Here is a 21,393-nt window from a genome sequence, read left to right on the forward strand (position 1 = left end):
AGGAATGGATGAGCTGGTCGCTTAACAACGAGGGACTGTCCCTCGAATTGGGAAACATTTCCTGAAATGAGGGACAGTCCCCGAATTTAGGAAAGATTGTCGGGTCACATAGATATTTGTATATGAGCAATTGATATGCGCTACCAAATGGTTGCGCATATCGTATTGGCCTGACCAGTTGAAAGCCGCGCCAACAGAGGGCCCGAGGGCCTGAGTTACCGGGCTGTTGCGCAAATGGTAGCGCTTAACAAAGCATGTTAAAAAATGTTGACTTTGTATCGTGTGACTTCTACACTCGATTCCGCTGTGCTACCTATAAGCAACAGAAGCACGGCAGTGCTGATAAAAACAGGAGACAACCATGACACATCGAACGACCGCCGGCCGGCGCGTCGCGCTGGGTTTGACCGCAATGGCGAGCCTGATCGCCCAGGCCTACGCCCAGGAAGCCACCACCGCCACCAATTCCGCTCCCGCCGCCGACCAGAGCATGCAGACCGTCCAGGTGACGGGTTACCGCAACAGCCTGCTGTCGTCAGCCAAGGACAAGAAAGAAGCCGTCGGCTTCCAGGATTCCATCAACGCCGAAGACTTCGGCAAGTTCCCGGACAAGAACATCGCCGAGTCGCTCTCCCGCGTGCCCGGCGTGCAGGTGTCCCGTGACGTGACGGGCGAGGGCATGACGATCCAGATTCGCGGCCTCGGTTCGTCGTTCACGAAGATCCTGCTGAACAACTCGCCGATCGCCGTGGCGTCGTCCGGCCCGATCGACGGTGCCAACACGAACCGCGAGGTCGACCTCGACCTGCTGCCGACCGACCTGTTCACGAAGCTCACCGTCAGCAAGAGCCCGACGGCGGGCCAGATCGAAGGGGGCGCCGCCGGCGTCGTCAACCTGCGCAGCGCGCGCCCGTTCGACAAGGAAGGCCGCCAGCTGTCCGTCGGCCTCACCGGCACCAAGCAGCAGATCGCCGACAAGGCCGGCTTCCGCGGCAATGTCGTCGGCAGCAATACGTGGGGCGGCAAGTACGGTCTCCTGGGCGGCATCTCGTTCTCGCGCCAGCAGGCCCGCACCACCGGCTTCGAGACCGTCGGCTGGACCAACCCGAACCTGACGGCCGCGCAAAGCTCCTCCGCGGGCCGCAACGCGACCGGCGGCGGCAACTGGACGATCCCCGCCACCGTGCCCGCAGGTGCCGGCAACGGCCTCGTGCCGGGCACCGCGATCGACCAGGCCTTCCTGCTGTCGCATAACCCGGGCCTGACGATCGACCAGATCGACAACGCGATCGTGCCGCGCCTGGGCCGCACGATGGAGTACTACGGCACCAAGGACAAGATCTCCGCCGTCGTCGCCGCCGAGTACCGCCCGACCGAGAACCTGCACTTCTACCTGGACACGATGTACAGCAAGAAGGATGACGACATGCAGCGCAACGCCTACACGTGGGCGGTGCGGAACAATGCGTCGATCCCGCTGAACATGACGGTCGACCGCACCGACTGCGCCGCCGGCTGCGTCGTCACCGGCGGCACGTTCGCGAACGCGCTGAACTTCATCGAGTTCGGCCCGCGCCGCGACAAGGTCGACCTGCTGGGCTTCAACCCGGGCGCCGAATGGAAGATCACGCCGAAGCTGACGCTCGACGTGGCCGGCAACTGGAACCGCAGCCGCTTCACGCACGAAGCGCCGACCGTCATGCCGATCACGGCGCCGAACAGCGGCAACACGATCACCTACGCGAACGATGGCGGCGTGCCGTCGATCGTGTCGAACATGGACTTGAACGATCCGGCCAACTACCAGTGGATCGGCGGCCGCGTCAACATCCAGAACGAGCTGCGCGAGACGAAGACCAAGGGCTTCCACACCAACCTGGCGTGGGGCGACAAGGCGCTGACGATCAAGGGCGGCTTCGCGTGGGACGACATCAACCGCCGCATCCGCGCGCAGGACAATTCGGCCGCATGGCAGGCCGCCGTCTGCGGCAACAACCCGAACGTCTTCCTGCAAGGCCCGAACGGCGCACCGCCATGCAACGGCGCCAGCACGCCGGGCGCTTCGGCCACCGCGCTGTATCCGGGCTACGGCACGGGCTACACGGCCGGCCAGACCACGCCGCTGACTTACCAGGGCTCGCTGATCACGAACTCCGCGCTGCAAGGCTTCCTCGTGCCCGGCCCGTACGGCCGCCTGGCACTGGACTGGGATCGCTTCCGCCAGGCGTCGAACTACGACTACTTCAACGGCACAGCTCCGGATTCCGGCGCCTCGTCCACGGGCGCTTCGGCGGGCTACATCCGCGAGAAGGCGAAGGCGGTGTATCTCGAGGCGAACGGCGAACTACAGCCCGCCGGTTTCAACATGCGCTGGAATGCCGGCGTGCGTTACGTGCGCACCGAGCAGATGGTCGGTTCGCTGAACTCGCAGCCGGACCCGCGCAACGGCAACCTGACGCTGAACGGCAGCAAGTACCCGAACGTCAGCGAGTGGGTGTACCAGGACACGGACTACAGCAACACGCTGCCGTCGGCGACGATGGCGCTGGACCTGCGCAAGGACCTCGTGTTCCGCGCCGCCGCATCGCGCAGCATGACGCGCGTGAACCCGAACGACCTGCGCCCCGGCATCAACTTCTCGGGCGTGTCGGCGGACGTCGGCACGATGGGCAATCCGAGCCTGAAGCCCTATCTGTCGGATAACATCGACCTGGGCCTCGACTGGTACACGGGCCGCGAAGGCTACATCTCGCTGACCGGCTTCCAGAAGCGCATCAACGGCTTCACGGTGAACGAGAACATCTCGATGCCGTTCTCCGCGCTGGCACCGTACGGCATCAACTACAACACGTTGATCCCGGCGCAGCAGCAGGCGATCGATTCTCGCGGCGGCCCGGAAAACGCCACCGTCGTGATGACCCGCCCGCGCAACGCCGACGGCATCCTGCGCATCCGCGGCCTGGAGCTGGGCTGGGTGCAGCCGCTCGACAAGATCCTGCCGTGGCGCGGCTTCGGCTTCAACGAAACGCTCACGCTGATCAACCAGAAGGCCAGCGGCGAAGGCTCCTCGGGCTTCATCGCGCTGGGCGTGCCGAAGAAGACGAACAACCTGTCCGTCTACTACGAGAACCACGGCTACATGTTCCGCTTCATGCACACGTACTCGGAAGGCAGCCAGGTCGCCACGGCCAACCAGAGCGGCATCACCGCCGCCGCGCTGTACGGCCGCGATTACAAGCAGCTGGACTTCTCGTCGAGCTTCGAACTGGATCGCATCTTCGACCGCGACGGCCTGCCGATGCTGACGTTCGACATCGTGAACCTGAACAAGGCCAAGCGCAGCGGCTACTTCCAGTTCGCCAACGCGACGATGTCGCAGTACGAACCGGGCCGCACCTTCGCTCTCGGCCTGCGCATGAAGTTCTGATGCGCGGCAGGGCGTAGTAACTTGCCCGGCAAATGGGGGCTGTCCCCATTTTCCGGGCAATTTTCCTCGCTAATCGATTTGCACGGGGGCGCTGACGAGGCGCCCCTTGTCATTGGCCACTTCCACCGTGTAGCGGCCCGGTGTGCGTAGCGCCAGCGTGGCGCCGTCGCCCGCAACGGGCTTGCCGTCGCGGTACCAGCGGTAGGTGGGGGCGGGCACGCCGGCCGCGCGCACCGTCAGCGTTGTGCCGGCACCCGTGCGGGTCGCAAGCGGTTGCGTGAGGATGATCGGCGCCAGCGCCGGCTGCCAGCCGCCCAGCACGAAGGCCGGGTCGCGGTAGGACGCGATCAACGCCGCATCGCGCACCGCATCGAGCTGGCGCGAGCGGGGATGGCGGGCGCGGGTGTCGACCGGCTGGCCGTCCGCCGCGCGGCTGTTGAACTCCCAGAACTTCACGTGGGTGGCGCCGTCGCCGATGTCGGCCCAGCCGGCCGGGCTCACGTTCTCGAGCACCGCGTCGATCAGCACCGCTTCCGCATCCGGGTAGTTCCTGCCCTTGTTGTCCGGCAGCCGCGCCAGTTCGGGCGTGCCGTCGCGGCCTGTGAAGCGGCAGCCGACGAACACGTTGCCGTGGTTGGCTGCTGTATTGCGTACCCACATGAACGCGCCTTTCGAGTCGATGTGGCAGCGTTCGAAGTAGGCGGGACCGCGGCCGAGGATCGTGTCGCCGTCGCCCGTCAGCCGGAAGTCCGTGAAGAACGCGCTGCCGTTGGTCTGCAACGCGTCGCCGGAACCTGCCACCGTCACGTGCGCGACGATCGTGCGCTCGCCGTTGACCAGCAGGCCCTCGGCCTGGCCTTTCGCATCGGTGGCAATCGTCAGGTTCACCAGCGCGACGTCGCGCACATTGTCGGCCATGAATGCGGCGCGGCGCGACGGGAACGTGCCGGGCAGCTCGTTGGTCGCGACGTTCAGTGGGTGCGGGTTGAACACCTCGTTGTTCGCGTAGTGAATGCGCACCTTGTCGCGCTCCTCGCCGGCGATGGTGAGATCGCGCTTGTTGCGGAAGTAGACGATCTCCTCGTAGTCGCCGTTGCGCACGAAGATCGTCGTGCGCTGGCGCGGCGCGTCCGGCACGTGGTCGAGCGCACCCTGCACGGTCGAGAAGTCGCCGTTGCCGTGCGCATCGACGGTGACGAGCGTGGCGTCGGCGGCCGGACCGCGTGCCTTCGTCGTGAAGCGCCAGTGCTGCCCGGCGATGCCACCGAACCCTTCGCCTTCCAGCACGCTCGGGTCGACCTGCACGTAATACGTCTTGCCGTAGCCGAGCAGGTTGTGATGCGGCGTCACCAGTGCCGTATTGCCGCGCACGAGCAGCGGGTAGAAATGGAAGCCTTCCGTGAAACCGCCGATGATCGTCAGCTGGTATTGCCCCGGAAGGTTGACGGGTGGCGGCTCGACACCGGGTGTCGGCGTGCCGGCCGGCGTGTCGGCATTGGTGCGGCGCGGGCCGCCGTATGGATACGGCTGGGCGAGGTAGGGCGCGCGCGGCGCCGTTCTTCGCTCCGTCGGGCCGGCCGGGATGGCCAGATCGAGCGTGTCGACGAGGCGGTCCGTACCCGCCTCGTAGATACGGATCTGGCCGCGCGTGCCGGGCCGCGGCGCCGACTCGAAGACGAGCCGCAGCGGCGTATCGGGATTGACGTCCGTCGCGCCGGGGCGCGGCAGCAGCTCGAGCGCGGCGGCGGGGTGCAGGCAGGCTGCGCAGGCCAGGGCCAGCAGCGGGCGGATCGGGTGCATGGGGTTCCTCATCGTGTCGTCGTTCCGGCCATTGTAGAGCGCGCACCGGCCCAGTTGCGCTCAAGGTCGCGATCATCCGTCGTATACTGGGGTCCCGATCACCTCAGCGACCCGACATGATCACCAGTTTGGAACTCGGCTTCTGGACCGAAGCGATACAGCAAGCACCGGAACGCCGCCACGGCGCCGCGCCAGGCCACCTGGCGACGGCCGCGCAGGCGCAGCCCTGTGACGACAGCGCGTTCGACGCGGACCTGGGCCAGGCCCTGCGCGACCTGCCGCCCGCCGTGCTGGCCCGGCTGCACGGCACCTGGCTTGGCGTCTACTGCGTCCGGGAGCTCGGCGCCGAAGCGCGCACGGACCTCGTCGTCACGCCGGAAGGCGACTTCCTGGGCATCGTCACGCTGGTCGACGTGGACGCGCTGGCGAACGTCACCGCGAATGCCTGGGCGTCGATGCGCGCCAGCGCCGCGTTTCCATCGTGGCCGTCGCTGATCGAGGTACGCGTCGAAGGCGACGACCAGGACACCCGCGCCAACGCCTTGCGCCTGCTGCTGTTGTACGAAGCGGGCCGGGTGCTGGCGGCCGGACGCCGCTTCGTGCCCGACTGGTGGACGGATAACGCGGAGGGCGAGTACACGTTCCTGCCGCTGTCGTGGCGGATCGAAAACAATGCGGTGGTGCCGCTCGACGGCTTCTTCCAGCAAGCCGGCGACGATGCCGCGGCCGCATGGCGCGCGCTGCCCGATGCGGGCTTCATCACGCCGTACGGCAGCCGCGGCCCGGTCGAGGACTTCGCCGAGGCGTTCGCGCTGTACGCCCACACGGTGCTGGCCGGGCGGCCGCACGTCGTGCGGGTGTATGCGGGCGATGCGGCACAGGAGCACGTGCCGCGCTGGGATACGCCGCGCCTGGCGGCCAAGCTGGCGCTGCTCAAGCGCTTCATTCCCGACGTCGCGCACGAGCCGGACCCGCTGGTGGCCGCGGCCGCGCTGCCGTTCGCGCCGCTGGTCGGCGTGGCACCGCTGATGCGCCGCGCGTTCCAGAAACAGGATATGGCACCGGTGGCGCAGGCGCTGCTGGCGCGTGCGGAAAGCGACGGCCAGGATGCCAATGCCTTCCTCGATTTCTCGACGGCGTTGCAGCTGACGGGCGATCGCGACGTGGCGATGAACGTGCAGGCCGAAGCCGTGCGCATCCGCCCGCACTACACGCTGGCGGCCAGGCAGGGCGAGATGCTGCGCCTGCTCGTGATCATGGGCCTGGGCGACCTGATGGCGAACACGCCGATCGAGTTCCTCGTCGAGGATGGCGACGTGACGCTGGAGATGCTGTACGTGACGGCGGACGCGCCATGGCCGGACGTGGTGCCGGACCACGACGTGATGATGGTATGCATGGGCGAGAACGATGCCAATCAACCGCTGCTGGCGCGGCTGTCCGAATGGATCGCCGGCTGGCCGCGGCCCGTGATCAACGGCCCGGAGCGGATCGCCGTGCTGTCGCGCGACGGCGTGTGCAATGCGCTGGCCGGCATTGCCGGTGTCGAGATGCCGCAGACGGTGCGGCTGGCACGTGCCCAGGTCGAAGGGCTGGCCGCCGCGCCGGACACGCTGCGCCACCTGCTGCCGGACGGCGCGTTTCCGCTGATCGTCCGGCCGCTCGGGTCGCACGCGGGCCATGACCTCGACAAGATCGATACGCCGGCCGACCTGGCGGCCTACCTGCAGCGGGTGCCGGCCGAACGCTTCTACCTGTCGCGCTTCGTCGACTACCGCGGCGCCAACGGCTTGTTCGGCAAGTACCGCGTCGTGCTGATCGAAGGCCGGCCGTACCTGGCGCACTTCGCCAGTTCCGAGCACTGGATGGTCCACTACCTGAACGCGGGCATGGCCGAAAGCGCAGCGAAGCGTGACCTCGAAGCTGACGCGATGGCGCGCTTCGACGCGACGTTCGCCCAGCGCCACCAGGCCGCGCTGGCCGAGATCGACCGCCGCATCGGCCTGCCTTACGTCGGCATGGATTGCGCCGAAACGCCGGACGGCAGGCTGCTCGTGTTCGAGGTCGACAACGCGATGATCGTCCACGCGATGGACGACGAGGCGCTGTACCCGTACAAGAAACCGGCGATGCGCAAGATCTTCACGGCGTTCCGTCAGCTACTGGAGAACGCCCGCGGCCGCAAATAGCCGACGTCCGGCAGGCGCTCAGCCGCCCAGCCGCCGTGCCGCCAGCATCTGCAGGCCCGTCAGCAGCGCATCGATGTCGCGCCGCTCGCTGCGGTGGTTGACGATCGCCACGCGGATCGCCAGCTTGCCGGTGATTGTCGTCAGCGATGGGGCGGCGATGCCCGCTTCCTGCAGGTCCGCCACCAGCGCCGCGTTGAAGTCGTCCACGTCGCCATCGTCCATGTTCCGGCCGCGCAGGTGGTAGCGGAAGCAGACGATGTTCAGCGCCACCGGCGCCAGCAGCTCCAGGTCCGCGCGCTTGCCCACCTCGTGGGCCAGGTGGCGCGCCAGCGCGCACGTGCCGGCGATCGCCTCGCCCATCCGGTCCGCGCCATAGGCCTGCAATGTGAACCACGTCTTCAATGCGCGAAAGCCCCGCGACAGGTCGGGCCCGAAGTCGCATGGCCATGGCGAACCGCCCGCCATGCCGCGCGGTTCGCGGCGCAGGTAGCGCGGCACTGCTGCAAACGTGGCGCGGTGCAGTTCGCCGTCGCGCACGAGCACGAAGCCGGCGTCGTACGGCACCTGCGCCCATTTGTGGAAGTCGAACGCGATCGAATCGGCCAGGCCGATCCCATCGAGCAGCGGGGCCAGGCCTGGCGACAGCATCGCCATCGCGCCGAACGCGCCGTCGACGTGGAACCACAGGCCATTGGCGTGCGCGATCGCGGCGACGGCCCTCAGCGGATCGATCGCGCCCGTGTCCACGGTGCCCGCGGTGGCGGCCACGAAGAACGGCCGCAATCCGGCGGCAACGTCGGCGGCGATCCGCTGTTCCAGCGCTTGCGTGTCCATCCGGTACGCGGCATCGAGCGGAATCAGGCGCAGCGCGGCGCGGCCGATGCCGGTCAGGTCCATCGCCTGGGCGATGCAGTCGTGCGCCGCGGCGGACGTGTAGGCCACCAGGCCCTGGCCCAATTGCGCCAGGCCCGCATCGCGGACCTGGGAACCCAGCGCGCGATGGCGCGCCACCAGCACCGCGATCATGTTGGCCATCGACGTGCCGGTGACGAACAGGCCGCTGGCACCAGCGGGGAAGCCGAACAGCTCGGCCATCCAGCGGGCGATCTGGCGCTCGACCTCGACGGGGATCTGGTCGCGGCCGCCGACGTTGGCGTTCAGTCCCGCCGCCAGCATCTCGGCCAGCATGCCGACCGGCGTGCCGCCGCCATGCACCCAGCCGAAGAACGCCGGATGGGCATTGCCGACGGCATACGGCAGCACGTCGCGCATGAACGTGTCGTGCAGGCCGGCCAGGTCGCTGCCGGTGCGCGGCAGCGGTGTCTGGAACTTCGCGCGCACGTCGGCGGGCGCCTGCTGCCACACGGGCCGGTCACGCAGGCGCTCCAGGTAGTCGAACATATCGTCGAGCATGCGATGGCCTTGCGAGCGCAGCGCGTTCCAGTCGGTAGGGTCGAGGGATGGGGTGCGCTCAGCCATGGCGGCCTCCTTCTGCGGCGGTGGATTCACTATACTGCACCGGCCGCCAAAACGGCAGCCGGATTCGTCGCGCGTGCGGCATCAGCGTGACACAAACAACGTGACACAAACAGCGGGACACGATCAGCGGGACACGATCAGCTTCAGTCCGAGTCCGATGAACACGGTGCCCGCGACGCGATCCAGCACGACGCCTGCGCGCGGCCGGCGGTTCAGCCATCGTCCGATGGCGCCGGCGAACCAGCCGAGCAAGCCAAACAGTACCGCGGCTTGCAAGGTGAATGTGACGCCCAGCGCGGCCATCTGCAGCGGCGCGTCGCCGTGCGCCGGCACGACGAACTGCGGCAGGAACGACAGGAAGAACAGCACCACCTTCGGGTTGATCGCGTTGGCGATGCAGCCCTTGAAGAAGAGGCGCAGCGGCGTCTCGCGCGGCGTATCCACGCGCGCGACGTCGACCGCGCCGGCATGGCGCCATGCGCCCCAGCCAAGCTTGATCAGGTACAGGCCGCCGGCCACCTTCAGCACCGTGAACGCCGTCGGCGATGCCGCGATCAGCGCGCTGACGCCGACGACGGCGAGCAGCGTGTGGCTGAGGCACCCGAACGCGCAGCCAAGGCCGAACGCGATGCCGTGCTTGCGGCCTCTGGCCATGCCCATGCCGAGGACCATCAGGTTGTCGGGACCGGGCGTCATCGTCAGCACGACGGCGGTGAGCAGGAAGGGGAAGAATTGTTCGGGGGACAGCATTCGACTCGGCGACTTGAAAAAACGGAAGCGCGAGTATAAAGCACACTGCGAAGCATACCGCGAAGCACACCGCGAAGCGAACTGCAAGGCACCCCGCGAACGGCCCGCCGGCCGAGGTGGCGGATCCGGTCAGCGGGGCGCCGCCGGCCGCGCCGCTGGGCGACAATCGCAGTACAGGAGACCAAGCGAGGGAGCATGAACATCGTCCGCACGATCGGCCATTCGAACCGGCCCATCGAAGAATTCATCGACCTGCTGCGGCGCCACGAGGTCGAGTGCGTGCTCGACATCCGCACGGTGCCGAAGTCGCGCCACAATCCGCAGTTCGCGCAGGATACGCTGCCCGTGTCGCTGGCGCAGGCGGGCATTGGCTACCGGCACATCGCGGCGCTGGGCGGCCTGCGCCGGCCGCGTCCTGACACGCCGAACGGCGGCTGGCACAACACGTCGTTCCGCGGCTATGCCGACTACATGGGCACGCCGGAGTTCGCGGCCAGTGTCGACGCGGTGGCCGCGCTGGCGCAGACGTCGCGCTGTGCGCTGATGTGCGCGGAAGCGGTGCCGTGGCGCTGCCACCGTTCGCTGGTGGCCGATGCGCTGCTGGTGCGCGGCGTGCCGGTCGAGCACATCATCGGGCCCGGCAAGCGCCGCCCGCACAAGCTGACGCCGTTCGCGTACGTCGATGGCCTGGCGATCACGTATCCGCCGGAGCTTGCCGCGCCCTGAGCGGCGGGGTGGCGGCGCTCACGCGGCCGGACCTTGCCGTTGCCGCAGCAGGCCCGCCAGCAGGGCAAGGTCGATCGGCTTGGTCAAGTGGTGGTCGAAGCCCGCCGCGAGCGCACGCTCGCGGTCTTTCGGCTGTCCCCAGCCCGTCGTCGCGATCAGCAGCGCGCTCGCGCCCTCGGGCATTGCACGCAGGCGCCGCGCCAGGTCGTAGCCGGTCATGTCGGGCAAGCCGATGTCGAGCAAGGCGACGGTGGGACGGAACGCCCGCGCGGCTTCGCACGCCGCCTCGGCGCTGTGGGCGACGGCCACCGCGCAGCCGGACAGCGCGAGGGCCTGACTCAGCATGGCCGCGGCATCGGCGTTGTCGTCCACCACCAGCACGCGCAGGTCCCGCGGCAGGTCGGGCAGCACGCTGGGTGCAGGGGCCGCGTGCCCCGCGGCCAGCGGCAGGCGCACGGTAAACGCGCTGCCGCAACCGGTGCCGCCGCTGTCGGCCGCGATCGTGCCGTCGTGCAGTTCGACGATGCCGCGCGCCAGTGCCAGCCCGATGCCCAAGCCGCCGCGCGATCGGGTCAGCGCCGGCTCGAGCTGGGAAAACATGTCGAAGATGCCGGCCAGCGCGGCCGGCGGAATGCCGATGCCGTTGTCGCACACGCGAATCTCGGCATGGCCGTCGCGGCAGGCGACGTCGAGGTCGATCTTGCCGCCCTCGGGCGTGTATTTCGCCGCATTGTTCAGCAGGTTGACGAGCACCTGCGCGAGCCGGGTCGGGTCGCCATTGACGATGACGGGTGTCTCCGGCACGTTCACGTGCAGCGTGTGGCGGGACGCCGCCATCGTGGCGCCGACGTCGTGCACGGTGGCGCGCGCCAGCGCGGCCAGGTCCACCGGCTCGCGGCGCAGCTGCATGCGCCCCTGCGCGATGCGCGATACTTCCATCAGGTCGTCGACGAGCCGGGTGAGGTGGCGCAGCTGGCGGTCGAACACCTGCAGCACCGGCCAGTCGGGGCCGTGCTCCGATTTCACCTTCAGCACGTCGAGCGCGCTGCGCATCGGCGACAGCGGGTTGCGCAGCTCGTGCGACAGCGTCGCCAGGAATTCGTCCTTGTGCCGGTCCGCTTCGGACAGCTGGTCGTACAGCTTCTGCAACTTCGCTTCGGCGCCGCGTCGCGCTTCCAGCGCCGCCTCGGCGGTCTGGCGCGCCAGCAGCAGCTCCCGTTCGTAGGCCTGCCGGTCGGATGCCTTGAAGATCGCCCAGTGATCGAAGGTGTCCGCGCCGATGCGCCGGCGCGTGATGTTGATCAGCACCGGCAGCCGGCCCGGCCTGCCGCACAGGTCGACCTGGATTTCCTCCACCGCGCCGTTGGCCACGAGCAGCGGCTGGCAATGCGTGTGATAGAACAGGCGGGCACCGACGGGCAGCAGGTCGAGGATGCGAACGTGGTGAGCCAGTTCGCCTTCGGCATAGCCCAGCCACCCGTGCGCCGCGCGGTTGGCCCGCTCGATCAAGCCGTCGGGACCGACGAGCAGCAAGGCGCACGCTGCGTCGTCATACAGGGCGGCGGGGAGTTCGTCCATGACCCCGAGGTCAGCCAAGCGTGCGCGCCAAAAAATCGTCGATGGCGCGCGCACTCGCGGCCGGTGCGCTCATGTGCGGGCAATGGCCCACGTTATCGATTATGTTCAGCGTGCTGACCGGCAGCGTGCGATGCAGGTAGGCGCCGACCGACAGTGGCGCCACCATGTCATCGCTGCATTGCAGGATCAGCGCCGGTACCGTCGACAGCGGCACGTCGGCACGGTGATCGGACAGGAACGTGACGCGGGCGAAGTGGCGCGCGATCGCCGGATCGGTGCGGCAGAAGCTCGCCGTCAGTTCGTCGCGCAGCTCGGGCCGGTCGGGCGCGCCCATGATGGCCGGGGCGAGCGTCGTCGACCAGCCCAGGTAGTTGGCGTCCATCGTCGTCAGCAGCTCCTCGATGTCCGCCGCCGAAAAGCCGCCGACGTAGTCGCCATCGTCGATGTAGCACGGCGACGGCCCCACCATCACCTGCGCGGCGAAGCGCTCGGGCGCCTCGATCGTGGCCAGCATGCCGATCATCGTGCTGACGGAATGGCCGACGAAGACGACGGGCCCGTCGGCATGCTGGTCGATGATCTCGAGCAGGTCGGCGGCATGGCCATGCAGCGTCGCGTACCTGGCGCGGTCGTACGCGGCCAGGTCCGACTTGCCGCTGCCGACCAGGTCGTACAGGATCGTGCGGTAGCGGTCCTGGTAGCCGGGTGCGAGGAAGCGCCACATCGTCTGGTCGCAACCGAAGCCATGGGCGAACACCATCGCGACGGGGCCGTGCCCGGCGACGTGCACGTTGTTGCGCGTGGTGGCTGGCGGCATGTTGGCAAATTGAAAATGGGGGCAACGCGCATTATAGGGCTCTTCGCCCCCGCGCGATGCACGCTAGCGCCGCCGCGCCGCCGGGTGCGCGTCAGGGTGCGGCGGAGAACGACTCGTGCGACGGGAAGCGCGCCTTCAGCCATTCGGTGCGCAGGCGCAGCGCGTCGACGATGTCGGCCGGCAGCGTGTCGATGACGGCCGGGTCGTCGCTCGGCGTGTCGGCCAGCAGGCTGGCCACGTGGATGATGCCGGCCAGCTGGCAGAACGGCCGCGTCGCCAGCGGTTCCGATGCGCCTTTCAAGGCATCGACGATCTTTGCCGGGAAGTTCCAGCGGCGCCCCAGTTCGGCCGTGATCTGGCCTTCCGAGAAGCCCAGCAGGCGCTGTTCGCGCTCCCAGCGGCCGCCCGGCAAGTGCGGCAGTTGTTCGATCTCGGCGAATTCGGCCGGGGCCACCTGGTAAATCAACAGCTCGCCAAGGCGCAGCATCATGCCGGCCAGCCAGGCTTCGCCGCCGTCGGCGCCCAGGCCCGTCGCGAGCCATTTCGCATAGCCGGCGCAGGCCATGCTGCTTTTCCAGAACTCTTCCGAGTCGAGGCCGGGCAGTTGCGGGAACGCCTCGGCAAAGCAGGCGGCCAACGCCAGCGTGCGGATGTGCGACATGCCGGCCAGCGACACGGCGTCGTCCAGCGAGTTGATGGTGCGCGAAAAACCGAAGCGGGCGCTGTTCGCCAGACGCATCAGCTTGGCCGTCAGCGCCGGGTCGCGCGCGATGATCGCGGCCACGTCCTTGGCCGACGCATCGTCGTTGTCGAGCGTGGCGATGAGGGAATGGGCCACTTCGGAGATCGTGGGCAGGGTGACGTTTTCAAAGAATTGGGTGAGGCTGGGCATGGCGGGTCTCGGTTGGGTTGCTCTGCCGTTGCAGTGTAGCTGCCGTTTTCGCCCAACCTCGGTAATCATTGCTTAAGATCAATGCCGTTTTTTTCCGCCTGTTGTGGAAAAACATCCGCGCTGTTCGCGTTGGCTGAGCTTATCGATGAGTTATCTCAACAGAAGGTAAGACAGCGTTGACGGCTGGAAGTTCCCCAATCTTACGCGGACAGCGCCACAACATCCGCCAGCGCTATCGCCTCGATCTCGATCATCGCCTCAGGCGTGTACAACGCGCGCACCTCGACGATCGTATCGGCCGGATACGGCGGCCGGAAGAACTTGCGGCGCAGCGCGACGATGCGCGGGAAATGCGCCATCGACGTGAGAAAGATCGTGACCTTGACGACGCGCTCGAGGCTCGATCCGCCGGCCCGCAGCGCGCGCTCGAGATTGCGGAACGCCTGGTCGGCCTGGGCATCGAAATCGCCGTCGCCGACGATCGCGCCGTCGTCTCCGTAGCCAGCCTGGCCGGAGACGAACAGCAGGTTGCCGGCGCGGATGGCCTGCGACAGCAGGAACGGTGCGTACGGATCGGGGTCGGTGATGACTTGCTGGGCTTGCATGGTTTGGCTCCTCTTACGGTTAAGTTAGAATCATCCTGTCGCACAGTATCGCGGCCACCGGAAGGGCCGACAAATGGCGAATGTTCAGCTGATGGATGAGAAAAACTAATGCATGAAGAGCGTGGGCGCCGCCTGCCGCCGCTGGGGGCGTTGCGGGCATTCGAGGCGGCCGCGCGCCGCGGCAGTTTCAAGCTGGCGGCCGAGGAATTGCACGTGACGCCGACGGCGATCAGCCACCAGATCCGCCAGCTCGAGGAGGTGCTGGAGGTGCGCCTGTTCGAGCGCGCCACGCGGGCCGTGCGGCTGACCGATGCGGGCGCGCGGCTGTACCCGGCGCTGCGCGATGGTTTCGACAGTTTCGAGCAGGCGGTGGAAGCGGTGCGCCGGCACCGGACGCGCACGGCCACGCTGTCGGCCACCGTGGCCTTCGTGGCGCGGCGGCTCGCGCCGCTGGCGGGCAGCTTTCGCACCGCCTACCCGGATTGGACGCTACGGCTGGACGCTTCCGACCATCCCGTCGATCTGGATGCGGATGCCGACGCGGCGATCCGGCTGGGGCCGGGCAGCGGAGCGGGCCTCGTGACGGAGCCGCTGTTCCAGGACCGCTATGCGCTCGTGTGCAGCCCGCGTCTGGGCATCGCCGGCCCGGCCGACCTGCGGGATGCGCCGCTGATCCATTACGACTGGGGCATCCGCGACGATCCGCTGGCGCCGCTGTGGCGCGACTGGTTCGCCCGCGCGGGCATTGCGCCGCGCGAGGGCGGCCTGTCGTTCACGGACGAGATCCATGCCGTGCAGGCGACGCTGGCCGGGCAGGGCGTCGCGCTGCTCTCCGTGCACCTGGTGGCGGACGAGCTGGCGCTGGGTGCGCTGGTGCAGCCGTTCGGGCCCGTGCTGGACGGGCACTACTACCAGCTGGTGTACAGCGCGCGGCAGCGCGACCGGGCCGCGGTAGGCGTGCTGCGCGAGTGGGTGATGGCGTGCTTCCGCGGCGCTGCCCGCGCTCAGTCGTAGGCGGGCCCGCCTGATTGCGCGACCCAGCGGTTGTCGAGCAGCGGCAGCGCATCGACGTCGGCCACCACCACGCAGTCGCGGCCCGCGGCCTTGGCGTCGTACAGCGCGCTGTCGGCGCGCTTGATCACGGTGCCGATATCTTCCTCGCGCTCGCGGGCGGCGACGCCGAACGACGCCGTCACGTCGAGCCCCGCCGGCCATGCCTGCGCGTGCAGCGCGGTGCGCAGCTTTTCCGCCAGCTGGCGGGCCTGGTCGGCCGTGGTGGCGGGGCACACGATCAGGAATTCCTCGCCGCCCCAGCGTACCAGCTTGTCGTTCGAGCGGATCCCGCCGTGCACGGTGTTAGCGAAGGTGCGCAGCACTTCGTCGCCGATGTCGTGGCCGTGGCGGTCGTTGATGCGCTTGAAGTGGTCGATGTCGACGAACAGCACGGCCATCGGCGACGCCAGCAGCGACGAGGTGCTGAGCAGCACGCCGCGCAAGCCCTGGCGGTTCAGCGCACCCGTCAGCGCATCCGTGTTGGCTTGCTCGACGAGCTCGCGCGCCTCCAGCTGCAATGCGTGATTGATCTCGCTGAGCAGTGCCAGGCGCTGGCTGCTGTGGCGCAGCTGGCGGCGCAGCTGCACGGCGGACAGCAGCGGCCAGCTGACGGCGCAGACGATCCACGCGGCCATCAGGCCGATGTACAGGTGTTCGCTGCGGATCCATTTGCCGTGGAAGCGGATCGAGCGCAGTTCGATCTCGTGCTCGCCCGCTGCGTTCGTCGAACCCGTCAGCAGCTCGACGCGCGTCACGTTATCGATACGCATGTCGGTTTCGGCCAGCGGGATCTTCATGTAGCCGATCCACCAGGTGGCCGTGTGGTAGACGTTCAGCGGTACCCGCATGCGGCCGCTCTCCGGCACTTCGAATTCCACCTCATTGATCTTCTGCGACATCGGGTCGTCCAGCTTCGAGATCGCCGGCTCGTAGTTCAGCAGCAGCGAGCGCACCGTGTGCGGCCCCGGGCCTTTGTAGCGGATGTCGAACGTGACGGTATCGAAGCCGGACAGGTCGAGCCCGCGCGCCGTGTCGCTCAGGTAGAACATGTATTTGCACGACGGCCACTGGATCGTGTGGGTCAGCCGGCAGCGCATCGTCAGCGCGTCGCCGCGGCGCTCCAGGCTCACTTTGCTGGTGCCGCCCATGAAGCGGTCGTCCAGCACTTCCAGGCGCGCGCGCTTCCAGCCGACCAGCTCGACGACGCGCTCCATGCCATAGCGGTGCCACGCCAGCAGGCCGACGGTCGCGACAAGCAGGATGCCGAGCAGATAGTGCAGCGGAGTGAGGGGACGGGCGATGGCGTTCACGGAGCGGGGGCAGGGGCGATAGCCCGTCAAGATACCTTGAATGTTTCCACGTCGCAACAAATATCTGACGATTTGTGGCGGAGCGCAGACGCCGCTCTGTAACATTTCCCCGGTGCTAAGCGCGGCGGCCAGGATTGACTGGACGACAAGCCCCGTGCGATATTGCCTTTTTTCTTTTGAACAAGGCACCGCATGCGCCACCTCCTTTCCGCCCTGACGCTCGCCGTCGTTTCCGCCACCGCGCTCGCCCAACAGCCGGACGACGGCATTGCCGGGCGCATCACGGCCGACTCGCTGCGAGGCCATCTGTCGTTCCTGGCGTCGGACCTGCTGGAAGGGCGCGGCACGCCGTCGCGCGGGCAGGATCTGGCGGCCGAGTACATCGCCGCGCAGTTCCGCCGCGCCGGGTTGCAGCCGGCCGGCGACGACGGCTACTTCCAGACCGCGAACTGGCAGTACGGCGAGCGCGCCGCCAAGGACTTCACGTTCACCGTGCAGGCGGGCGGGAAGACAATCGGCGTGCCCCTGTCCGCCGCTGCCGCGAACTTCGTGCAGCCGCTGGCGCTGGCCGCGACGCAGGCCGTGTTCATGCCGTGGAAGGAAGCGCTGGCCGACAGCACGCAGGCGAACGGCAAGGTGCTCGTCGTGCCGGCCGCGCCGGTGCCCGGTGCCGCGCAGGCGCTGCGCAGCCAATTGAAGTCGAAGCCGGCGCTCGTCGTCATGATCGACAAGGGCGGCCACCACGGCAACCACGGCGCCGGCTGGCTGATCGATCCGGAGCAGGCCGGCCCGGCGGACGCACCGCCGGTGGTGATCGTCCATGCCGCCGATGCGGCGGCCGCGCTGGAGCAGCGTGGCGCCACGGTGGCCGCGACGATCGGCGCGCCGTCCCTGCGGGCTGTGAAGCTGCGCAATGTGATCGGCGTGCTGCGCGGCGCGGATCCCGAGCTGAAGAACACCTACGTGATGCTGACGGCGCACTACGACCACCTGGGCGTGCGCGACGGCGCGATCCACAACGGCGCGAACGACGACGGCAGCGGCACGGTCTCCGTGATCGAGATCGCGGCGGCGCTGGCGGCGGAGAAGCAACGGCCGCGCCGCAGCATCGTCTTCATGGCGCTGTTCGGCGAGGAGCTGGGCATGCTGGGCTCGCGGTACTACGGCCGCCATCCCGTGTTCCCCGTGAAGGACACCGTGGCCGACCTGAATCTGGAGCAGGTAGGCCGCACGGACGACAGCGAAGGCGCGCAGGTGAACTCGGCCACCGTGACGGGCTACGACTATTCGACGGTGACGGACGCGCTGAAGAAGGCCGGCGAGCGCACCGGCATCCGCCTGTGGAAGCACCCCGTCAACAGCGACCGCTATTTCGCGTTCAGCGACAACCAGTCGCTGGCCGACCTGGGCGTGCCGGCACACACGCTGGCCGTCGCGTTCGCGTTCCCCGACTACCACGGCAAGGACGACGACTGGGGCAAGGTCGATTACGACAACATGGCGCGCATCAACCGGATGGTCGCGCTGGCGCTGCGCGACATCGCCAACGACCCGGTGCGCCCGAAGTGGACCGACGCGCCAAGTGCCGCCCCGTACGCGACGGCCGCGCGCAAGCTGCAGGCGCAGTGACGCGGCGCGGCGGGGCAGGCCGTGTCGGCAGCTTCGTCCCGTCATCCCACACGCACCGGCGCGCTACACGAGCTTCTTCAGCTTGCGCCCGCCGGTGATCGCGAAGCCTTCGCGCTCGTAGAACGCGAGGCTGCGCGCGAATTCCGGCAGCGGCGGCGTGCACACCTCGAGCCTGCGCCAGTCCCGCTGCCGCGCCAGCGCTGCGACGGCCTCCAACAGCGCCGCGCCGACACCTGCCGAGCGGCCGGAGGGCGCGACGTAGAGCTCCTGGATCGTCCCGATGGCGCCGCCCGCATACAGCGAGTGCCCCTCCGACATCCCCGCAAAGCCCACGGCGGCGCCGTCGCGGAAGGCGAGCAACGCAAAGTACCGGCCCTCCGCCAGCAACTGTTCGCACAGCCGCGCCGACGCGGTGGCGTCGAGGTCGAACTGGCGCACCCCCATCAGCCGCGATATCTCCTCGGTCAGCGCCACCGCCATCCCGGCAATCAACGGCGCATCGGCAGGCACTGCGGCCCGTACATCGATCATCAAACACTTCCTTTCATGGTTGAGCTGGTCGTTTCACGACAGGGGACTGTCCCCGAATTTTGGCAACTTTTCCGTTGAGTGAATAGAAATTTTTTGCATCGTGCAGCAAAGCGCCGGCAACCCGCGGTAAAACCGAGGCAGATGTGACAGCGCGGCCGCGTCAAGACGCAAAATTTCCAAAAACGAGGGACAGTCCCCGAATTTGGGAAATGTTTCCGCAAAAAGGGGCGATGGGAAATGCTGCTAGAACAGCGTGCGCTGGCGGCTTGTCAGGCGGGTGAAGCTGTCGCCGAGGAAAGGGAGGATCGCGTCGGCGATCGGTTGCAGTTGGCGGTCGAGGTAGTGGGCGTAGTCGATCGGGGCGCGGCGCGTTTCCAGCGGTTCCGGGCCCTGCGTCGTCATCAGGTAGCGGATCCAGCCGCGGTTCTGGTATTGCAGCGGCCGGCCGCGCGCGGCGTTGAATTCGTCGGCCAGGCGGGCGGCGCGCACGTGCGGCGGGACGTTGCGCTCGTAGTCGTCCAGCGCCCGGCGCAGCCGCTTGCGGTAGACCAGCAGCTCGTCCAGTTCGCCCCGCAATGTGCGCTCGGCGTAGTCGCGCACGTAGTCGCGGTATGGTTCGCCGCGGAAGATCAGGCCGTACAGCGTCTGCTGGAACTGCTGCGCCAGCGGCGTCCAGTCCGTCCGTACCGTTTCCAGTCCCTTGAAGATCATCTCTTCGCTGCCGTCCGCGCGCCGCACCAGGCCCGCGTAGCGCTTCTTGCTGCCTTCGTCCGAGTCGCGGATGGTCGGCATCAGGAAGCGGCGGTAGTGCGTTTCGTATTGCAGCTCCAGCGCGCTATCGAGCCCGAACTCTTCCCGCAAGTGCGCCTCCCACCAGGCATTGACGTGGGCGACGAGCGCGCTGCCGATCGAATCCGCCTCTTCGGCCTCATGGGCGCGGCCCAGCCACACGAACGTCGAATCCGTGTCGCCGTAGATCACCTGGTAGCCGCGCTCCTCGATCAGCGCGCGGGTGCGGTGCATGATCTCGTGGCCGCGCATCGTGATTGACGACGCCAGCCGCGCATCGAAGAAGCGGCAGCCGGTCGATCCCAGCACGCCGTAGAACGAGTTCATGATGATCTTCAGCGCCTGCGACAGCGGCTGGTTGCGTTCGCGCTTGGCGGCCTCGCGGCCCTCGGCGATGCGGCTGACGATCCCCGGCAGGCAGTGCTTGTCGCGCGAGAAGCGGGCACCGCGAAAGCCCGGCACCGTCGCTTCCTCGTCCGCGCGCAGGCCTTCGACGAGCCCCACCGGATCGATCAGGAACGTGCGGATGATCGATGGGTACAGGCTCTTGTAGTCCAGCACCAGCACCGAGTCATACAGCCCGGAGCGCGAATCCATCACGAAGCCGCCCGGGCTGTCGGCGCCCGGCACGTCGCCCAGGTTCGGCGCCACGTAGCCGAGGCGGTGCATGCGCGGCATGTACAGGTGCTCGAACGCGGCGACGGAGCCGCCGCTGCGGTCGGCCGCCAGGCCCGTCACGCTGGCCCGCTCCAGCAGGAAGTCCAGTACCCGCGTCTTGGCAAAGATGCGGGTGACGAGCTCGCAGTCCTTCAGGTTGTAGCGCGCCAGCGCCAGCTTGTCCTCGGCGAACAGCCTGTCGATCTCGGCCATCCGGTCGTACGGATTGTCGATCGACTTGCCTTCGCCCAGCAGCGTCTGCGCCACGTGCTCCAGGCTGAACGACGGGAAGCTCCACGTGGCCGAGCGCAGCGCCTCGATGCCGTCGATGATCAGGCGGCCCGCGGCCGCCGCGAAGTAATGCTGCTGGCGATTGTGCTCGCGCCATTCCATCGGGCTGCCGTCGCGGCCCAGCTTCAATGGCACGCCCAGGCTCTCGGCATGGGCGCGCAAAACGCGCAGGTCGAACTGCACCAGGTTCCAGCCGATGATCGCATCCGGATCGTGCCGCGCCATCCACTCGTTCAAGCGCTCCAGCATGCTGGCCCGGTCCGCACACCAGACGAGTTCGAAGTCGACCTCGTACGGTCCCTCGTGCGCCGGCCCCAGCATGTAGACGCTCCGCGCGCCGCAGCCTTCCAGCGCGATCGAATACAGTTCGCCATGCGCCGTCGTCTCGATGTCCAGCGATGCCAGCCGCAGCGTGGGCCGGTAGCCGTCGTCGGCAGGCTTCAGGCGCGCGGCATGCACGATGCCGTCGTGCTCCGTGCCGTCGAACAGCACGGGCGCCGTGATGAAGCGCTCCATCAGGTAGCGCTCGGGCGGCCGCACGTCCGCCTCGTAGACGGCGATGCCGTGTTCGCGCAGCCGCTTCTCCAGCTTCAGCAGCTGGCGGTACTGGCGGCAGTACAGGCCCACGACGGGGCGGTGCTGGAAGTCGCACAGCGAGAGCGGGCGCAGTTCGCAGGCGCCCGCCGCGAGCTCGCCGCGCAGCACGGCTTGCGCGGCATCCTGCTGTTCGACGGGGAGGAAGGCGACGGCGGGTTGCGCGGGCAGCCGCAGGTGGCGTGGGCCGACGTCGGTCGCCACCCAGAACTCGACCTCGCTGCCGTCATTGGCATCGCGCCAGTGGCGCGTGAGCAGGAAGCCTCGTTGCATGCG

Annotated in this window: 15 protein-coding genes; 5 read left to right on the forward strand and 10 right to left on the reverse strand. The window is 68.1% G+C overall.

Features of this window, described 5'->3' with window-relative positions; translation table 11 throughout:
* Positions 1-361: 361 nt before the first annotated feature.
* A complete protein-coding gene (locus tag IP92_RS05300) occupies positions 362-3,427 on the forward strand; it encodes a TonB-dependent receptor (protein ID WP_145873500.1) in 3,066 nt (1,021 codons plus the stop codon).
* Positions 3,428-3,496: 69 nt separating this feature from the next.
* On the opposite strand, the gene IP92_RS05305 is transcribed toward IP92_RS05300, so the two are convergent.
* Positions 3,497-5,227: a pectinesterase family protein gene (locus tag IP92_RS05305; protein ID WP_158644358.1), complete on the reverse strand. Its 1,731-nt coding sequence runs from the start codon at positions 5,225-5,227 to the stop codon at positions 3,497-3,499.
* A gap of 116 nt (positions 5,228-5,343) precedes the next feature.
* Here IP92_RS05305 and IP92_RS30380 point away from each other — a divergent pair, with 116 nt between their 5' ends.
* Positions 5,344-7,416, forward strand: a complete 2,073-nt coding sequence (locus IP92_RS30380) for a hypothetical protein (RefSeq protein ID WP_229418639.1) — start codon at positions 5,344-5,346, stop codon at positions 7,414-7,416.
* 18 nt (positions 7,417-7,434) lie between these two features.
* On the opposite strand, the gene IP92_RS05315 is transcribed toward IP92_RS30380, so the two are convergent.
* Together IP92_RS05315 and IP92_RS05320 are read right to left on the reverse strand one after the other, a co-directional pair.
* Entirely contained in the window at positions 7,435-8,895 is a 1,461-nt protein-coding gene (locus tag IP92_RS05315) for a pyridoxal phosphate-dependent decarboxylase family protein (RefSeq protein ID WP_145873502.1), read from the reverse strand.
* 123 nt (positions 8,896-9,018) lie between these two features.
* Positions 9,019-9,645, reverse strand: coding sequence for a LysE family translocator (locus IP92_RS05320; protein ID WP_145873503.1), 627 nt, complete (start codon positions 9,643-9,645; stop codon positions 9,019-9,021).
* 195 nt (positions 9,646-9,840) lie between these two features.
* Here IP92_RS05320 and IP92_RS05325 point away from each other — a divergent pair, with 195 nt between their 5' ends.
* Positions 9,841-10,371 (forward strand): DUF488 domain-containing protein, encoded by a 531-nt coding sequence (locus IP92_RS05325; RefSeq protein ID WP_145873504.1) that lies wholly within the window; start codon positions 9,841-9,843, stop codon positions 10,369-10,371.
* An 18-nt stretch (positions 10,372-10,389) separates the two neighbouring features.
* Here IP92_RS05325 and IP92_RS05330 read toward each other — a convergent pair whose 3' ends face one another.
* The 4 genes from IP92_RS05330 to IP92_RS05345 form a co-directional block, all read right to left on the reverse strand.
* Positions 10,390-11,949: a hybrid sensor histidine kinase/response regulator gene (locus IP92_RS05330; protein ID WP_145873505.1), complete on the reverse strand. Its 1,560-nt coding sequence runs from the start codon at positions 11,947-11,949 to the stop codon at positions 10,390-10,392.
* Positions 11,950-11,959: 10 nt separating this feature from the next.
* Complete coding sequence (locus IP92_RS05335) at positions 11,960-12,766, reverse strand: alpha/beta fold hydrolase (RefSeq protein WP_229418640.1); 807 nt, start codon at positions 12,764-12,766, stop codon at positions 11,960-11,962.
* A 91-nt stretch (positions 12,767-12,857) separates the two neighbouring features.
* Positions 12,858-13,658 carry an HDOD domain-containing protein gene (locus tag IP92_RS05340; protein ID WP_145873506.1) on the reverse strand — a complete coding sequence of 267 codons (801 nt, stop codon included), beginning with the start codon at positions 13,656-13,658 and terminating at the stop codon, positions 12,858-12,860.
* A gap of 200 nt (positions 13,659-13,858) precedes the next feature.
* On the reverse strand, positions 13,859-14,263 hold the full coding sequence (locus IP92_RS05345; RefSeq protein ID WP_145873507.1) for a RidA family protein: 405 nt from the start codon (positions 14,261-14,263) through the stop codon (positions 13,859-13,861).
* 108 nt (positions 14,264-14,371) lie between these two features.
* Between IP92_RS05345 and IP92_RS05350 the strand changes: the two genes are divergently transcribed.
* Positions 14,372-15,277, forward strand: a complete 906-nt coding sequence (locus IP92_RS05350; RefSeq protein ID WP_145873508.1) for a LysR substrate-binding domain-containing protein — start codon at positions 14,372-14,374, stop codon at positions 15,275-15,277.
* Here IP92_RS05350 and IP92_RS05355 read toward each other — a convergent pair.
* Positions 15,268-16,656, reverse strand: coding sequence for a GGDEF domain-containing protein (locus IP92_RS05355; protein WP_158206690.1), 1,389 nt, complete (start codon positions 16,654-16,656; stop codon positions 15,268-15,270). The genes IP92_RS05350 and IP92_RS05355 overlap by 10 nt on opposite strands.
* Before the next feature lie 162 nt (positions 16,657-16,818).
* Here IP92_RS05355 and IP92_RS05360 point away from each other — a divergent pair, with 162 nt between their 5' ends.
* The gene (locus IP92_RS05360) at positions 16,819-18,255 is read left to right on the forward strand and encodes a M28 family peptidase (protein ID WP_145873510.1); all 1,437 of its coding nucleotides are present in this window, start codon (positions 16,819-16,821) and stop codon (positions 18,253-18,255) included.
* Between the two features lie 63 nt (positions 18,256-18,318).
* Here IP92_RS05360 and IP92_RS05365 read toward each other — a convergent pair whose 3' ends face one another.
* Together IP92_RS05365 and IP92_RS05370 are read right to left on the reverse strand one after the other, a co-directional pair.
* Positions 18,319-18,786 carry a GNAT family N-acetyltransferase gene (locus IP92_RS05365; protein ID WP_229418641.1) on the reverse strand — a complete coding sequence of 156 codons (468 nt, stop codon included), beginning with the start codon at positions 18,784-18,786 and terminating at the stop codon, positions 18,319-18,321.
* 243 nt (positions 18,787-19,029) lie between these two features.
* The gene (locus tag IP92_RS05370; protein ID WP_145873511.1) at positions 19,030-21,390 is read right to left on the reverse strand and encodes a DNA polymerase II; all 2,361 of its coding nucleotides are present in this window, start codon (positions 21,388-21,390) and stop codon (positions 19,030-19,032) included.
* Between the last annotated feature and the right edge of the window lie 3 nt (positions 21,391-21,393).

The sequence above is a fragment of the Pseudoduganella flava genome, from assembly GCF_007830495.1.
GTDB lineage: Bacteria > Pseudomonadota > Gammaproteobacteria > Burkholderiales > Burkholderiaceae_D > Rugamonas > Rugamonas flava.

What these genes read in the sequence shown, in the direction of transcription:
- IP92_RS30380 (WP_229418639.1), top strand. Translation starts at nt 5,344, where the DNA reads ATGATCACCAGTTTGGAACTCGGCTTCTGGACCGAAGCGATACAGCAA.
- IP92_RS05365 (WP_229418641.1), bottom strand. Translation starts at nt 18,786, where the DNA reads ATGATCGATGTACGGGCCGCAGTGCCTGCCGATGCGCCGTTGATTGCC.
- IP92_RS05370 (WP_145873511.1), bottom strand. Translation starts at nt 21,390, where the DNA reads ATGCAACGAGGCTTCCTGCTCACGCGCCACTGGCGCGATGCCAATGAC.
- IP92_RS05335 (WP_229418640.1), bottom strand. Translation starts at nt 12,766, where the DNA reads ATGCCGCCAGCCACCACGCGCAACAACGTGCACGTCGCCGGGCACGGC.
- IP92_RS05340 (WP_145873506.1), bottom strand. Translation starts at nt 13,658, where the DNA reads ATGCCCAGCCTCACCCAATTCTTTGAAAACGTCACCCTGCCCACGATC.
- IP92_RS05350 (WP_145873508.1), top strand. Translation starts at nt 14,372, where the DNA reads ATGCATGAAGAGCGTGGGCGCCGCCTGCCGCCGCTGGGGGCGTTGCGG.
- IP92_RS05325 (WP_145873504.1), top strand. Translation starts at nt 9,841, where the DNA reads ATGAACATCGTCCGCACGATCGGCCATTCGAACCGGCCCATCGAAGAA.
- IP92_RS05320 (WP_145873503.1), bottom strand. Translation starts at nt 9,645, where the DNA reads ATGCTGTCCCCCGAACAATTCTTCCCCTTCCTGCTCACCGCCGTCGTG.
- IP92_RS05345 (WP_145873507.1), bottom strand. Translation starts at nt 14,263, where the DNA reads ATGCAAGCCCAGCAAGTCATCACCGACCCCGATCCGTACGCACCGTTC.
- IP92_RS05360 (WP_145873510.1), top strand. Translation starts at nt 16,819, where the DNA reads ATGCGCCACCTCCTTTCCGCCCTGACGCTCGCCGTCGTTTCCGCCACC.
- IP92_RS05330 (WP_145873505.1), bottom strand. Translation starts at nt 11,949, where the DNA reads ATGGACGAACTCCCCGCCGCCCTGTATGACGACGCAGCGTGCGCCTTG.
- IP92_RS05315 (WP_145873502.1), bottom strand. Translation starts at nt 8,895, where the DNA reads ATGGCTGAGCGCACCCCATCCCTCGACCCTACCGACTGGAACGCGCTG.
- IP92_RS05300 (WP_145873500.1), top strand. Translation starts at nt 362, where the DNA reads ATGACACATCGAACGACCGCCGGCCGGCGCGTCGCGCTGGGTTTGACC.
- IP92_RS05305 (WP_158644358.1), bottom strand. Translation starts at nt 5,227, where the DNA reads ATGCACCCGATCCGCCCGCTGCTGGCCCTGGCCTGCGCAGCCTGCCTG.